Annotated in this window: 11 protein-coding genes; 5 read left to right on the top strand and 6 right to left on the bottom strand. The window is 71.8% G+C overall.

All coding sequences use genetic code 11. The annotated features are described in order from the left end of the window. The first annotated feature begins 50 nt into the window (after positions 1-50). Entirely contained in the window at positions 51-1,646 is a 1,596-nt protein-coding gene (locus VMR86_09730) for a DHA2 family efflux MFS transporter permease subunit (GenBank protein HTO07320.1), read from the top strand. A 1-nt stretch (position 1,647) separates the two neighbouring features. Here VMR86_09730 and VMR86_09735 read toward each other — a convergent pair whose 3' ends face one another. From VMR86_09735 to VMR86_09745, 3 genes are all read right to left on the bottom strand, one after another. After that, positions 1,648-2,082: a cytochrome c gene (locus VMR86_09735; protein HTO07321.1), complete on the bottom strand. Its 435-nt coding sequence runs from the start codon at positions 2,080-2,082 to the stop codon at positions 1,648-1,650. Positions 2,083-2,151: 69 nt separating this feature from the next. Next, positions 2,152-4,557, bottom strand: coding sequence for a phosphoketolase family protein (locus tag VMR86_09740; protein HTO07322.1), 2,406 nt, complete (start codon positions 4,555-4,557; stop codon positions 2,152-2,154). 52 nt (positions 4,558-4,609) lie between these two features. Beyond that, on the bottom strand, positions 4,610-11,842 hold the full coding sequence (locus tag VMR86_09745; protein HTO07323.1) for a nuclear transport factor 2 family protein: 7,233 nt from the start codon (positions 11,840-11,842) through the stop codon (positions 4,610-4,612). 125 nt (positions 11,843-11,967) lie between these two features. On the opposite strand from VMR86_09745, the gene VMR86_09750 reads away from it, so the two are divergent. From VMR86_09750 to VMR86_09760, 3 genes are all read left to right on the top strand, one after another. Beyond that, positions 11,968-12,159, top strand: a complete 192-nt coding sequence (locus tag VMR86_09750; protein HTO07324.1) for a hypothetical protein — start codon at positions 11,968-11,970, stop codon at positions 12,157-12,159. Between the two features lie 95 nt (positions 12,160-12,254). Beyond that, positions 12,255-12,416 carry a hypothetical protein gene (locus VMR86_09755; protein HTO07325.1) on the top strand — a complete coding sequence of 54 codons (162 nt, stop codon included), beginning with the start codon at positions 12,255-12,257 and terminating at the stop codon, positions 12,414-12,416. 10 nt (positions 12,417-12,426) lie between these two features. Further along, the gene (locus VMR86_09760; GenBank protein ID HTO07326.1) at positions 12,427-13,365 is read left to right on the top strand and encodes a L,D-transpeptidase family protein; all 939 of its coding nucleotides are present in this window, start codon (positions 12,427-12,429) and stop codon (positions 13,363-13,365) included. Here VMR86_09760 and VMR86_09765 read toward each other — a convergent pair. Further along, positions 13,362-13,643, bottom strand: a complete 282-nt coding sequence (locus VMR86_09765) for an Lpp/OprI family alanine-zipper lipoprotein (GenBank protein HTO07327.1) — start codon at positions 13,641-13,643, stop codon at positions 13,362-13,364. The genes VMR86_09760 and VMR86_09765 overlap by 4 nt on opposite strands. 163 nt (positions 13,644-13,806) lie before the next feature. Between VMR86_09765 and VMR86_09770 the strand changes: the two genes are divergently transcribed. After that, entirely contained in the window at positions 13,807-14,070 is a 264-nt protein-coding gene (locus tag VMR86_09770; protein ID HTO07328.1) for a hypothetical protein, read from the top strand. A 31-nt stretch (positions 14,071-14,101) separates the two neighbouring features. On the opposite strand, the gene VMR86_09775 is transcribed toward VMR86_09770, so the two are convergent. Next, positions 14,102-14,491 carry a hypothetical protein gene (locus VMR86_09775; GenBank protein ID HTO07329.1) on the bottom strand — a complete coding sequence of 130 codons (390 nt, stop codon included), beginning with the start codon at positions 14,489-14,491 and terminating at the stop codon, positions 14,102-14,104. Further along, a complete protein-coding gene (locus VMR86_09780; protein ID HTO07330.1) occupies positions 14,478-14,894 on the bottom strand; it encodes a hypothetical protein in 417 nt (138 codons plus the stop codon). Before VMR86_09780 ends, VMR86_09775 begins: the two co-directional genes overlap by 14 nt. Between the last annotated feature and the right edge of the window lies 1 nt (position 14,895).

Consider the following 14,895-nt stretch of genomic DNA (forward strand, 5'->3'; position numbering starts at 1 on the left):
GCGCCCCGTCCGATGATCGCGTGGGCACCCTACCCACGTCCGATGATCGCGTGGGCACCCTACCCACGCTCCCGATCCCGGACGAGTTCCGCATGGATCTGCGCAAGACCCTCATGCTCATCGGGGTCATGCTGGCGCTGGTGCTGGAGATCCTCGACTCGTCGATCGTGAACGTCGCCCTGCCCAGCATGATGGGCAACCTGGGTGCGACGGTGGACGAGATCTCGTGGGTGGTGACGAGCTACATCATCGCCAACGTGATCGTGATTCCGATGACGAGCTTCCTGTCGGGCCGCTTCGGCCGGCGGCGCTACTTCGTGGGCTCGATCCTGATCTTCACGGCCGCGTCGTTCCTGTGCGGACTGTCTCACACGCTGCCCCAGCTGGTCGTGTTCCGAGTGATCCAGGGCATGGGCGGCGGCGCGCTGCTGTCGACCTCGCAGTCGGTCATGATGGAGTCGTTCCCGCCCCAGCGTCAGGGCAGCGGCCAGGCGCTGTTCGGCATGGGCGCGACGCTGGGCCCGAGCCTGGGCCCGACGCTGGGCGGCTGGATCACCAACCAGTGGTCCTGGCCGTGGATCTTCTACGTGAACATTCCGCTCGGCCTGATCGCGGCGTTCCTGTGCTGGAGCTACCTGCCCGAGCCCAAGTTCGTGCGCCGCGTGGAGGGCGTGGACTGGCGGGGCATCGTCCTCCTGGTGGTCGGCGTGGGCGCGCTGCAGACCTTCCTCGAGCGCGGCAACCGGCTCGACTGGTTCGAGAGTGACTTCATCACGTTCCTGGCCGTGACCTGCGTGGCATCGCTCGCGTACTTCGTGTGGCACGAGCTGCACCACGAGCATCCGGTGGTCGACCTGCGCGTGTTCCGCCACCGGTCACTCATGATCGGCTCGATCTACGGCGCGATGATGGGCGTGGGCCTGTACGGCAGCGTGTTCCTGTTCCCGCTGTTCACGCAGCAGGTGCTGGGCTGGAGCTCGTGGCAGTCGGGCCTCGCGATCGCTCCGTCGTCGCTCGCGACCGCGCTGGTCATGCCGATCGCGGGCCGCGTGGTGTGGCGCTTCGGGCCCGCGCCGCTGTTCGCGACCGGCATCGCGATCTTCGTGCCCACGCTGTGGGCGATGAGTCACTGGACGCTGCAGAGCGGCGAGGCCGACCTGTTCTGGCCGCAGATCACGCGCGGCGTGGCGCTCGGGCTGATGTTCGTGCCGCTCTCGCTCGCCACGCTGCGCAGCCTGCCGCCCGAGGACATGCTGCAGGGAGCGGGGCTCTACAACCTGTTCCGCCAGGTCGGCGGGAGCCTCGGCATCGCCGTGCTCGCGACCCTGGTCGATCACCGCGCGGTGCTGCACCACGCCTATCTGTCCGAGAGTGTCTCGCCGTTCAGCATGGCGACCCAGGAGCGGCTGGCGGGGATCGCCGGCGTGCTGGTGCAGCGCGGGCTCGACCCGACCAGCGCCATGGACGCCGCGCGCCACACGCTCGACCTGATCGTCTCGCGTCAGGCGGCGGTGCTCGCGTTCCGCGATTGTTACTGGGTCGTGCTCGGCGTCTTCGCGGTGCTGGCGCCGCTCGTGCCGCTCTTGCGGCGCCCGCCCGGCGCCGGCCCGGGCGCGCCGCAGGCGTCCTCGGCCGCCGCGCACTGACTCAGCGCTGGCCCACCGTGGCGGGCGAGCGCGACTGGATCGAGCGCAGGAAGACCACGAGCTGGTCGATCTTGCGCTTCACCTCGGCCTCCTTGGCCGCGCCGGCGGCGGCGCCGCCGCCGAGCGCGCGGCCCCAGATCGGCATGTCGCTCTTGCCGTGCCCGTGCACGATGCGCCGGCCGTCGATGATCTCGCGCACCTCGACCTCGGGGAACTCACCACCACGCCGCTGCGAGATGTGCGTCAGGTCCGCGGGAGCGACGCGGAGCTCGTCCGCGAGCGGACCGTCGCCGCGTCCTTCGGCGCCGTGACACAGCTCGCAGTGCTGCTCGAACAGGTCGCGGCCCGCGGCGATGTCCTCCGACTCACCCGCGCGCGCGACCAGACCGAAGCACAGGAACGTCGCGACCCCCAGCCAGACGAAGCTTCTCGACATGACGCCGATCGTAGCAGCCGCCTGGCGCAGCGCGAGTGAGACATCGCGCCGCGGCGGCGGCGCGAATCGTCACACGTTGTCGGACTCCGTCGAGCTCGCCCGCGTGCCGGCGGAGCCCGCGAGATCGCCCCAGCGCCAGCTCGCGATCGCGGGCAGGTCCTCGCCGTGCCTCTCGATGTACTCCTGGTGCTCGATCAGCCGGTCGCGGATCGCCTGCTTCGCGTAGGCGGCGCGCGCGCCGAGCTGCGGCACGCGGTCGATCACGTCGTTCACCAGGTGGAAGCGGTCGAGGTCGTTGCGCACGACCATGTCGAACGGCGTGGTCGTGGTGCCCTCCTCCTTGTAGCCGCGCACGTGCAGGTTCTCGTGATTCGTGCGCCGGTAGGTGAGTCGGTGGATCAGCCACGGGTAGCCGTGGAAGGCGAAGATGATCGGCTTGTCGCGGGTGAACAGCACGTCGAACTCGCGGTCGCTGAGCCCGTGTGGATGCTCCTCCGCCGGCTGCAAGCGCATCAGGTCCACGACGTTGACCACGCGCACCTTCAGCTCGGGCAGGTGGCGGCGGACCAAGTCCACCGCCGCGAGTGTCTCGAGCGTCGGAACGTCGCCGCAGCAGGCCATCACCACGTCGGGCTCGCCGCCCCGGTCGTTGCTCGCCCAGTCCCAGATCCCGATCCCGGCGCTGCAGTGCTTCACGGCCTGATCCATGTCGAGCCACTGCGGCGCGGGCTGCTTGCCGGCCACGATCACGTTCACGTAGTTGCGGCTGCGCAGGCAGTGATCGGTGACCGAGAGCAGCGTGTTCGCGTCGGGCGGAAGGTAGACGCGGATCACTTCGGCCTTCTTGTTCACCACGTGGTCGATGAAGCCCGGGTCCTGGTGACTGAAGCCGTTGTGGTCCTGGCGCCAGACGTGGGAGCTCAGCAGGTAGTTCAGCGAGGCGATCGGCCGCCGCCACGCGATCTGCCGTGACACCTTCAGCCACTTGGCGTGCTGGTTGAACATCGAGTCGACGATGTGGATGAAGGCCTCGTAGCAGCTGAAGAAGCCGTGGCGGCCGGTCAGCAGGTAGCCTTCGAGCCAGCCCTGACACTGGTGCTCGGACAAGACCTCCATCACGCGCCCGTCGGGGGAGAGGTGGTCGTCCTCGGGCCGGATCTCCGCGACGAAGCAGCGGTCGGTGGCTTCGAGCACGTCCTGCCAGCGGTTCGAGTTGTTCTCGTCGGGGCTGAATACGCGGAAGTTCCGGCTCTCGAGGTTGCGCTCCATCACGTCGCGCAGGAATTCGCCCTGCACGCGCGTGGCTTCGGCGCTCGATGCGCCGGGCTTCGGCACGGGGACGGCATAGTCGCGGAAGTCGGGCAGCCGCAGGTCGCGCAGCAGGAGCCCGCCGTTGGTGTGCGGATTCGCGCTCATGCGGCGCTCGCCCTTGGGCGCGAGCGCGGCGAGCTCGGGCACGAGCCGGCCCGCCGCGTCGAACAGCTCGTCGGGGCGGTAGCTGCGCATCCAGCCTTCGAGCACGGCCACGTGCTCGGGCCGGTCCATGTCACTCATCGGGACCTGGTGACTGCGCCAGTAGCCCTCGCACAGCTTGCCATCGATCTCGCGCGGACAGGTCCAGCCCTTCGGCGTGCGCAGCACGATCATCGGCCAGATCGGCCGCGCCCCCTGGCCGCGCTCGCGCGCGTCGGCCTGGATGCGCCGGATCTCGGCCAGCACGCGCTCGAGTGTCTCGGCCATCTGCCGGTGCACGAGCTCCGGCTCGTGACCCTCGACGAAGAACGGCGCGTAGCCGTAGCCCTCGAGCAGCTTGCTGAGCTCGGCCTTCGGGATGCGCGCCAGAAAGGCGGGGTTGGCGATCTTGTAGCCGTTCAGGTGCAGGATCGGCAGAACGCAGCCGTCGCGCGCCGGGTTCAGGAACTTGTTCCCGTGCCAGCCGGTCGCGAGCGGCCCGGTCTCGGCCTCGCCGTCGCCGACCACGCATGCCGCGATCAGGTCGGGGTTGTCGAACGCCGCGCCGAACGCGTGGGCCAGCGAGTAACCGAGCTCACCGCCCTCGTGGATCGAGCCGGGTGTCTCGGGCGCCACGTGACTCGGAATGCCGCCCGGGAAGCTGAACTGCTTGAACAGACGGCGCATGCCCTCCTCGTCGGGACTGACGTCCGGGTAGACCTCGCTGTAGGTGCCCTCGAGATACGCCTGGGCGATCAGCGCCGGGCCGCCGTGACCGGGACCGGTCACGAACAGCATGTCGAGGTCGTGCTCGGTGATCAGCCGGTTCAGGTGCAGGTACGCGAAGTTCAGCCCGGGCGTGGTGCCCCAGTGGCCGAGCAGCCGCGGCTTGATGTGCTCGCGCGCGAGCGGCTTGCGCAACAGCGGGTTGTCGAGCAGGTAGATCTGTCCGACGGAGAGGTAGTTCGCGGCGCGCCAGAGCGCGTCCAGCCGGTGCAGCGACTCGTCCGAGAGCGGGCCCATGGAATGACTCCTTCTCCAGCTTGGGACGCAAGACGGATGCCAGGCGCTTCGATCAGGCGCGGAGCTCGGCCAGGCGCGCGACGGCGTGCTCGGCGTCGTCGGGCTCGAAGAACTCGATGCGCGTGATCCGGCCCGCCGCGACGGTCATGAGCGCCAGGTGATTCCCCTCGAACTCTCCGCCTTGCACGAGCGTCCCCGAGACCTGGACCACGCTCACCACCCCGTGCGGCTCGAGCGCCAGCCGGAAGGGCGTGACCACGCGCACGCGCGAGGCGAGCTCGGCCATCACCGCGACGCTCTCCGCGTAGGCGGCGGGCCCTTCCAAGAGCCCGAGCCGCATGCGCCGGTGATCCAGGAGCACGAAGTCGTCCGACAGGACCGCGCGCACCCGCACGGAGTCGCGCGCGTCCAGCGCGTCGGCGAGCTCGATCCCGGGCGCGAGCACCGCCGCGGCGACCGGGTCGCGCGCGCACAGGCGGTCGCGCAGCTCGCGCAGCGCGCGGGGGCGTTCGTCCGGGGCGAACTCGCGCAGCAGCGCGATGCGACCCTCCGCGTCGAGCTCGAGCATCCACAGTGACTCTGCGCTGTCCCCGCGGAGCAGCTCGACCGCGGAACGCGGGTCGGCGGCGCCGACCAAGGTGCGCGCGCGGACCGCGCCCGACTCGACGCGCTTGCAGAGCTCGGCCAGGCCCCGCTCGAGCTCCGCGCCGCCTGCGCACAGCCGGCGAGCGCCGCGCCAGTCACTCGCCGCGAGCGCGGCGAGCAAGCGGTCCAGAGCCACCGTCGCCTGGTTGGTGCTGGCGAAGCGCTCGATCGCACGCTGCGGGGGCTCGGCGCGAGCCCGGAGCTCCGCCTGCGCGGCGGCCCGGTCCTCCGGGTCGAAGTGCACGAAGCCACGCAGCCGACCGCCCGCGTCGAGCTCGACCAGGCGCAGGAACTCGCCTTCGAACGCGCCTTCGCCGGCCCCGCCGCTGTAGCGGAGGCGCTCGAGCGCGAGACGCTGGCCGCTGGTGGCGAGCAGCTCGCGCTGCAGCGCGATCTCGCCCCACGAGCGCACCACCGACAGGTTGCGCACGTAGGTCTCGACGTCCCCGCGCACCAGCGCCTGTCTGCGCCGGTCGTCGAATACGAAATCGGGAGTCACGAGCGCGCGCAGCGCGTCCCAGTCACCGGCGGGAACGATCCGCGCCAGCCGCTGTCCGGTGAAGTGCCAGGCGGCGTTCGGCGCCACCTGCCCCGGGACCGCTCGCCGCTCCGCGAAGTGCGCGCGGGCCAGCTCGAGCTGCTCGAGCGCGTACGCGTCCCAGCGCCAGATCCGGCCCGCGCCGTCCAGCTCGAGCAGGTTGGCCCCCGCGATCTCGAACGGACCGCCGTCGCGCGTGCCCTGCCAGTGACCGACGTTCAGCACCCCCCTCTCGTCCAGCTCGAGCACGTGCTCCGCGCGCGAGCGCACGTCGGGCGCCAGCTCGAACAGCTCGCGCAGGTGTGCGAGATACTCGTCGCGCGAGCGCAGCGTGCCGAAGCCCATGGGCCGGTGGTCGTGGAACACCAGGTCGGGCGCGAACACGGAAGCCAGCGCGCTCCAATCGCGCGCCGCCGTCGCGCTCTCGAGCCGCCGGAGCGTGTCGCGGGTGGTGGGGAACGGCGCGGCCTCGCCCGACGCGTAGCGGCGCTCGAGCTCGTCGTACGCCTCTTCGAGCTCTTCGGAATCGAAGCGCACCATCGCGGTCCGCTGGCCGTGCTCGTCGACCTCCACCACCGCGAGATTCTCCGACTCGCTGGCGCCCACGGTGTCTCCGGAGCCCGAGTAGCGCAGCCTGGCGAGCGCCAGCCGCTGGCCTCGGGTGGCGAGAATCACGTTGGGAAGCTGACTCTCGATCGTGTCGTACAGCTCGCGCATGAACGCCAGGAACTGGGCCCGATCGAGCTCGAGCTGCATCAGGCCGCGGCGGTCCTCGCAGCGGAAGTCGGGCGCGATGAGCGCGACGCAGGCCGTCCAGTCGCGCGCTTCCCACGCGCGACCGAAGCTCTCGAGCGAGCGGCTCGCGGCGTTCTCGATGCGCAGGACCGGAGCCCCTCCGCCAAGTGACTCACCGAGCGCGTGTCGCCGCCCGAGCTCCGCAAGCGCCTCGTCCAGGGCATCGGAGTCGAACACGACCAGCGCGCGGCGCCGCCCCAGGGCGTCCACCTCGATCACGTCGAGCGCCTCGACCGCGCTCGGGCCGCCGCCGCTCCCGGCGCGCGCGCCGAAACGCACGCGGAAGAGACCCAGCCGCTCGCCCCGCGTCGCCACCCGCTCGCTCTGCCAGCGGCTGCCTTCGAGCTCGAACAGGTGCCGCTCGTTCGCGACGAAGTCCGCGCTCTCCACCTGCATGCGGAACAGCCGCCGGCGGTCGTCCATGGCGTGGCCCGGCGCGTAGCTCGCCGCCACTCCCGGCCAGTCGCGCGCGTTCCAGGCGCGCTCGAAGCGCTCGAGCGCGCGCGTGGCCGCGTTGGCTGGGGGAACGGAGCTCGAGTCACTCGCGCCTCCGAGCGCCAGAAACCGCTCGCGCGCTTCCGCCTCGCGGCTCAGGTCGAACTGCTCGAACCGGGTCAGTCGCCCGTCGGCTCCGAACTGCCAGAGCATGACGGCCGAGCGCTCGAACTCGCCCCCGCTCACGAGATCGCGGCCGAACGTCACGTGCAGCGCCAGCAGCGCATCGGGCCGTACTCCGATCACGCGCGGGACCTGCGCGCTGAGCTCGGCCGAGAGCTCGAGCAGCGTTCGAATCGCGCGAGTCACCGCCTCGGCACCGGTCACGACGCCCGCGCCCACCGTCCGGTGGTCGAGCAGCCGGACCTCCGGTGAGAAGCTCGACGCGTAGCGCTCCAGGTCGAGACGGCCACGCCACGGCAGCGCAGAGACCGAGCGCGCGGTGGCCGCCGCCCGGGCTCGCTCCGGTCCATCGGGCGCCAGCTCCGCGTAGCGCTCGTAGAGGCGCGCGATCGCGTCGCCGAGGTTCTGGGGCATGAACACCTCGGAGCGCACGGCTCGCCCCCGCTCGTCGACCTCGACCAACACCAGGCTCTCGTGTGTCGTGGGACCGAACTCGAGGTCGCGAGTCGAGGAGCCGTCGAACGCGTATGCCTGCCGGCCCAGCGTCAGCGAGTCACCGAGGCTGGCGAGAGAGTCATAGCTCACCTCGCTCGCGCCTTCTTCGAACATCGCCCGCCAGCCCTGGAGCAGCCGCTCTCTGTCGTAGGTCGTCGCGACCCCGACGTGATCGACGTTGGTGATGTCGTCGGCCAGGAGACTCGATAGCGCGTCCAGATCGCGCGCGCGGATCGCGGCGACGACCCGCTCCTGATACGCCGTCGCGGCGTTGGCTCGGACGATCGGCGCGTCGACCCGCAGCTCGGGAAGCGCGGCGAAGCGCGCGAGCGCCTCGGACTGACTCCCGGCGTCGAACTGCTCCCAGCGCTCCAAGCGGCCGTCGGGTCCGAACGCGAAGAGCTGACACAGATCGCGCTCGAAGCCGCCGCCACCGTCGCGCCGTTCACCGGAGTTGGCCCAGCCGACCACGAGCGCGTCGGCGCGCAGCGCCCAGAGGTCGACGACCTGCACGCTGAAGCTCGCCGACAGCTCGAACAGCGCGCGGATGCTCTGCAGCACCGCCTCGAGCCCGCGCACCCGGCCCGGGCCGACGGTGCGCGTGTCGATGAACTCGATCCCGGGAGCGAAGGCCGGCGCCCAGAGGTCTGGATCCGCCGGCCCGAACAGCGCAGCGACCGCGCGCGCCGTGGCTGCGGCCCTCGACCGGGCAGGCCCGGCGGGCAGCCGTTCGGCGTAGCGCTCGTAGAGTCGGGCGATCGCCTCGCCGAGCTTCTCGGACGCGATGACCTCGTCGCGCGCCCGCCCGTTCGCGTCGACCTCGGACAACACGAGCTCGTGCGGCTCGAGACCCCGGGCGAGCTCGAGCGAGTCACCCAGCACGGCGAGCGTGCGTGGGCCGAGCCGGGTCCGCTGCGCGGCCGCGGCGTGGTCACTCACTCGTCGGGGCTGCGCGAGCGGATCGACGCGCGCCAGGCGCCCGGCACGCTCGGCGAGCAGCGTCGCGCCCTTGGCCTCCCAGAGCTCGACCGCGCGCGCGTCCTCGGCGTCGGCCTCCGCGCCGCGGCCAGCCGCGCGCAGCGCGGTCGCGAGCGCGCGGCGCGCGTTGGCGTGATGCAGCAGCGCGTCGGTGGCCGAGGCGATCTCGACGGCCGCGCGCGCGAGCTCCACGGCGGCGGCGTGCTCTCCGCGCCGGGCGAGCGCCTCCGCACGCACGCCGCGCCAGGCGATCGCGGCCTGCAGGTCGTCGCCGGCGAGCCGCTCACTCTCCTGACTCAACACCTCGGCGCCGATCGCATCGCCTTGCGCGAGACGCGCGCGCGCGAGCAGCGCCGCCGCCCGTGCGGCGTCGATCGCGAGCCCGTGCTCGCGCAGCCCCTCGTAGGCCACCGACAGGCAGCGCGCCGCGGCCTCGGGCTCCCCTTCGAGCAGCTCGATGTAGCCCGCAAAGAACTCGACCTCGAGCAGCTGCGGCGCGAGCCCGAGCTCCTCGACCGTGCGGCGCGCCGCGCCGATCATGCGCCGAGCGGCGTCGGCGCGGCCGCGCAGCGCCTCGAGCACGGCCTGACAGCGCAGCGCGACGGCCTCGACCACCGGCGCCCCCTGAGTGATTCGCAGCACGCGCACCACGTCGAGACAGCGACCGCTGGCGCGCGCGACGGGGCTCGGGCCGTACAGGGCGGCGACCGGCGCGCCGGCCAGCACGCTGTTCGCGCGCCGCCGGTCCTGTGCGCGGCGCGCCGCCGCGAGCGCGTGGTCGAGCGCCGCCTCAGAGGCGCCGATCCGACCCAGCCGCGCGAGGGCCGTGGCGTGCACCGAGTGCGCTTTGGCTTCGCCCGCGACGTCGCCCGCCGCAGCCAGCGCGGCCGCCGCCGCCTCGGCCGACTCCGCGGCGGCGCGCAGCGCCTCGGGGTCGGTGAGCACCGCGAGCTCGGCGGCAAAGCAGGCGTGCCAGGCGCGCAGGCGCTCGGAGCTCGGGGCGAAGCGCGCGAGCTCGGCGACCGCGCGGCTGGCCGAAGCGACCTCGCCCGCCGCCAGCAGTGACTCGCACCAGTCGAGCGCGAGCTCGGCGCGCGCCGGGTCGTCGGCATCGAGACAGCCGAGCGCGCGGCCGAGCAGGTCGGCCGCGAGCGTCAGCTCGTCGCGCGCGAGCGCCGCCCGCCCGGCGCCCCCCAGGTGCCGCGCCGCGCGCGCGCCGACCGCCCCGCCGTGCGAGTCGAGCGGGCCCAGCTCGCGCAGGTGCGCGTGCGCCTGCTCGAGGTGGAAGCCGATCCGCTCGGCGTGCTCGCGCGCCTCGCCCGCCTGCGCGGCGATCCACTCCGCCAGGCGCTCGTGCAGCTCGGCGCGCGTGCGGCGCAGCACGCGCCGGTAGGCGGCGTCGCGGATCAGCGCGTGGTGGAAGCGCAGCCCGGGCTCCCCGAGGAACCAGCCGTTGTCGGGCTCGATCAGCTCGCTGCGCCGGAGCGACTCGAGCCGCGCGTCGAGCTCCGCGGGGTCGCGCTGCAGGAGATGCGCGACGGCGGCGCGCGAGAAGTGGCGCCCGACCACCGCGGCGCGCTCGAGGATCGCGCGCTCGTCCGCGGCCAGCCGCTCGATGCGCGCGGCCAGCAGCGCATGGATGGTCGGCGGCATCTCGAGCCGGGCGAGCTCGATCCCGACGATCCAGCGCTCGCCGTCGCGCCGCAGCGCGCCGTCCTGCACCAGCATGCGCACGAGCTCGCCCACGAACAAAGGGTTCCCCTCGCTCGCGGCGAGCACGCGCCCGACCACCGCCGCGGGCAGCTCGTCCGCGCCGATCGCGTTGGCCGCGAGCCGTGCTGCTGCGGAGGCGTCGAGGCCCGAGAGAGTCACCACCTCGGCCACGACACCGCCTGGTGTCGCGAGCGACGAGCGCAGCTCGCGCAGCTCGGGGCGCGAGCCGAGCAGCACCAGGAGCGGCACGCCGCTCGACCACTCGACCAGGTGCTCGGCCAGGTCGAGCAAGAGCGGCTCCGCCCACTGCACGTCGTCGATCGCGAGCACCACGGGACGCGACACGGCCAGCCCCGCGAGCAGCCGGCGCACGACGAAGAAGGTCTCCTCGGGCGAGGCGGGGGCGCCGGCGAAGAGCGCCTCGAGGCCGCTCGCGAGCCGCGCGCGCTCGGCGTCCGCGCCGGGCACGGCGCGCTCGAGCGCGGCGCGAAGGTCGTCGGGCCCAAGCGCGTCACCGAGCCCGAGCTGGGCGCGCAGCGCCGCGGCCACGGGCGCAAAGCTGCGGCCTCGCGCCGGGTCGCAGCGCGCGGACAGCACGGTCGCCCGCTCGCTCACGCGGCGGGCGAACTCGGCGAGCAAGCGCGACTTGCCCAGGCCCGGTGAGCCGAGCAGCACGGCCATGCGCGCGCCGGGCGCGGCGACCGCGGTGTCGAACACGGCGCGCAAGCGGCGCAGCTCGTCCTCGCGTCCCACGAAGCTGGTCCCCGGCCGGGCTCCCCCGGGTGACTCGAGCGACACGACCCGGTAGGCCGACACGGGCTCCACGCGGCCGCGCAGCGCGAAGCTGCCCAGTGACTCGAGCGTGACCTCGCCCGCGACCAGGCGCCGGGTCGCCTCGCCGAGCAGAACGTCGCCATCGCGCGCCTCCTGCTGCAGGCGCGCCGCGACGTTGGTCGGATCGCCCGTCACGCTGGTCTGGTCATCGGAGACGATCACCTCGCCCGTGTTGACCGCGATGCGCAGGCCCGCGGCGCCCACGGCCTCGGCCTGCTCGCGCAAGAGCTCGCGAAAAGCCACCTGCATGGCGACCGCCGCGCGCACGCCGCGGATGGCATCGTCCTCGCCCACCCGCGGCACGCCGAACGCGCACAGCACCCCGTCGCCCAGGAGCTGGACCACGGTCCCGCCGTGGGCCCGGACCACGGCCGTCATTCCCTCGTGGTAGCGAGCCATGAAGCGGCGGGCGCGCTCCGCGTCGAGCCGCTCGTGGAGCCCCACCGAGCCGACCAGATCGGCGAAGACGATCGTGACCACCTTGCGCGCCGTGGTCTCGAGCGGCGGCGGCGCGGGACTTCCGAGCGCCGCGCCGCAGGCGTCGCAGAACTGCGCATCGGCCGGGCACTCGGCCCCGCAGCGCGGGCAGCGGGGCGCGAGCGCCTGCCCGCAGCCACTGCAGAATCGGGCGCCGGAGCGATTCGCTCGGCCGCAGCTCGCGCAGTTCACAAGTCATGGTACCGCGCGGCCCCGGCAGCCACTCACGCGCGGCGCGGGAGTCGGCTGCTGGCGTGCCTGGTCCCACGGCCGACCGGGGAGTTGAGACCGGCCGGGCAAGGGCCGATCGAGCGGAGATGACCACGCTGATCCGCCGACTCGGGAAGGGCTATTGCGCCGCCGGGGACGGCTTCTATTGCTTCGACGAGGACCTTTCACAGGTGCTACGCAAAGTCGCCGAGTTCACCCGGCGGCTCGATTGCGAGGCGGGCGCCGAGGGTCCAAGCGAGCGGCTCCCGGACGAAGGGCGAAAACCCGCCGCAACTTGACCCGTGACAGCTTGACGGGCGGGCTTTCGGCCACACTCGTAACGGGCGGCCCGGGAATTGCGTCTGTAGAAGCAAGCTCCCGTGGGAGGAACCCTGTGAACGACGACGCCCGAAAGCCACGACCCATCACGCTCCTCGAGCTGCTGGAAGTGATTCAGCAGGTCGCCGAGACGGACGACGAGGCCGCGGCCACGCTGGCCTCGATGTTGCGCAGCGGCCGGATCCAGCGCCTCACCGAGGAGGCGCTCGCAGCCTAAACTCGCCCGCGTGAGCTTCGCAGAAACTGCGCGGCCGTGGATCGCGGGGGTGGCTGCCATCGGGCTGCTGGCTGCGCGCAAGCCAGAGCTGCCGGCGCTCCCCCAGCTCGCGCCCGTTCAGGGCGCGGAGTCCTACGAATACACGCACGAGCACGACACGCTGCTCGACGTCGCGGCGCGCGCCGGCGTCGGCTTCATCCCACTCACCGCGCTGAATCCCGACGTCGACGTGTGGGTGCCGCCGGCGAACACGCGCGTCCGGCTGCCCACGGACTACGTGCTGCCCGACGCCCCCCACCAGGGGCTCGTGATCAACGTGCCGGAGATGCGCCTGTACGACTACACGTCGGATCCGAACTCACCGACCGTGCTCGCGGTCGCGGTGGGTGACATCACGGATCAGACACCCGTGCGCGAGTTCAAGGTCGGCGGCAAGCGCGTGGATCCGGTCTGGACCGTGCCCGAGTCGATCCGCGCCGAGCGCCCCGACCTGCCCGCCGTGGTGCCCGCGGGGCCCGACAATCCGCTCGGCGACCGCTGGCTCACGCTCGGCAACACGAGCTACGGCGTCCACGGCACGAACAACCTGTGGTCGATCGGGCGCCAGGCGACTCACGGCTGTGTGCGCCTCTACAACCACGACATGCGCGCGCTGTACGACCGGGTGCCGATCGGCACCCCCGTGCGGATCATCTACCAGCGCGTGAAGATCGGCGCGCGCGACGGCGGGGTGTGGGTAGAGGCCCACCCCGATCCGTACGACATGGACTTCGATCCGCTCCCGTCCACGCTCGCGAAGCTCGTCGCCTTCGACGCCCTCGGGATCGTCGACGGTGGCTCGATCAAAGGCTCGGACGTGCGGAAGGTCGTGAGCGAGTCGCGCGGCATCCCGGTGCGGGTCGGAAACCTCGCCGCGCGCGAGCCGCTGCGCGAGCCGCCCTTGCGCTAGCGGCCGCCCTTCGAGACCGACTTGTTGAAGATCGCCTCGCTCTTGCGAGCGGCGGCGTCGGCCTGACCCGCGGCGGCCTGCGCCTGGCTCGCGGCCATGTCGGCCTTCTGCTCCGCCGCGGCGGCGCGCTGCTCGGCGGCAGCGGTGCGCTCGTCCAAGCGGCGCGACAGGTCGTCGACCTTCTTGTTCAAGGCGTCGATGTCTCCACTCGTCGCGCATGCGGCGAGACCGAGACCCGCTGCCACCAGGAACGCGAGCTCGACCCTGCTTCGGCTCATTGCAGCCTCCTTCTCACGATCCGTTGACGGATACGCATTCGACGTACGGTACCAGGGGCTCGCAGCTCGCGCACTCCGCTCTTTCATGAGCGAAATCTCACGGTGATTCAATGCATGAACGCGCCGCACCCGCAAGTCTCAGCGCCCGGAGGTAAACCAACTGATGTCCGTTCGCATTGTTCTGTTGATCGCAGCTCTGGTGTTGGCAGGTGGCAACTTCGCGGGCGCCGCCGACAAGCCGGCCAAGTCGGTTTGTGCGGAGCACGTGAAGGCCATGAAAGGCATGAAGACTGCCGACGAGCGCACCGCGTACTGCAAGGAGCACGCGGATTGCGAGAGCAATCACTGCATGAGCAAGATGGGGCACCACAAGAGCGCGAAGAAGAGCACGGCGCCTTCTTCCAGCTCGACGATGCCCCCGAAGTAACTCTTCTGACTCACTGACCTCTGGGGGGAGGTCAGTACGGCTCGAGCGACTGAGTGCCGTGTTGCACTCCGACGCTCACCAGCAAGCCGGCCCGGTCGAACATCACCACGAGGCGGTCGCTCTTCTCCTGCTCTTTGGTGTATTCGAAGATCGTCGTGTGGGTGAAGACGGGCTCCGCCAAGATCAGGCTGTTCACGTTTCGGCGCGTGAAGGCGTAGACGAACACGTCTCCGTCGTACTGGCGCACGAGGCGGTCGGGCGGCCCGACTTTGCGGAGCACGTCCGCCTTCGTGGTGGTGCCCGGGACCAGCACCCCCTCGCTCACGTTCGGCAGCTCGTTGCCCTGGTAGCTGCGCAGCACGATGCAGCCGCTCGCGGCAAAGACTGCGAGCGCGAGCGCGAGCGGCCTAGTCCAGGTCATCGCTTCCCCTTCGGAAGCCGTAGGAAGCCACTCGATCCTGGGCGTCGAAGAACACCACCAGCGTGTCGTTGGTGACGCGCACGTCGAGCCAGTTCCACAGGATCAGGATCAGGCCCTTCACGCGGCCGTGCGTCATGCGGAACACCAGCACGTCGGCGAACGGCAGGTCCACGACCGGTCCGGGCGTGAGCTCGCGGTCGGCGAGGAACGCCTCGAGCATCTGCGCGTCGGCCATGCCGGACGGCGCGCCGAACCAGTCGAGGATCTCCTTCTTCGTGGTCTGACCCACGACGATCGCCGGGATCTTCTCGGACGCGACCGGCGAGCCTTCCTCGTAGCGGCCGATCATGCAGCCCGACGCGCACAGCAACAGCAGCAGCAGCAGAGCGGGAGCGGTCTTCAAG

Source organism: Myxococcota bacterium (assembly GCA_035498015.1).
In the GTDB taxonomy this organism is placed as follows: domain Bacteria; phylum Myxococcota_A; class UBA9160; order SZUA-336; family SZUA-336; genus VGRW01.

Excerpts from the sequence above, each read along its gene's own strand:
- VMR86_09735 (HTO07321.1), bottom strand. The coding sequence starts at position 2,082 with ATGTCGAGAAGCTTCGTCTGGCTGGGGGTCGCGACGTTCCTGTGCTTC.
- VMR86_09750 (HTO07324.1), top strand. The coding sequence starts at position 11,968 with ATGACCACGCTGATCCGCCGACTCGGGAAGGGCTATTGCGCCGCCGGG.
- VMR86_09740 (HTO07322.1), bottom strand. The coding sequence starts at position 4,557 with ATGGGCCCGCTCTCGGACGAGTCGCTGCACCGGCTGGACGCGCTCTGG.
- VMR86_09775 (HTO07329.1), bottom strand. The coding sequence starts at position 14,491 with ATGACCTGGACTAGGCCGCTCGCGCTCGCGCTCGCAGTCTTTGCCGCG.
- VMR86_09765 (HTO07327.1), bottom strand. The coding sequence starts at position 13,643 with ATGAGCCGAAGCAGGGTCGAGCTCGCGTTCCTGGTGGCAGCGGGTCTC.
- VMR86_09770 (HTO07328.1), top strand. The coding sequence starts at position 13,807 with ATGTCCGTTCGCATTGTTCTGTTGATCGCAGCTCTGGTGTTGGCAGGT.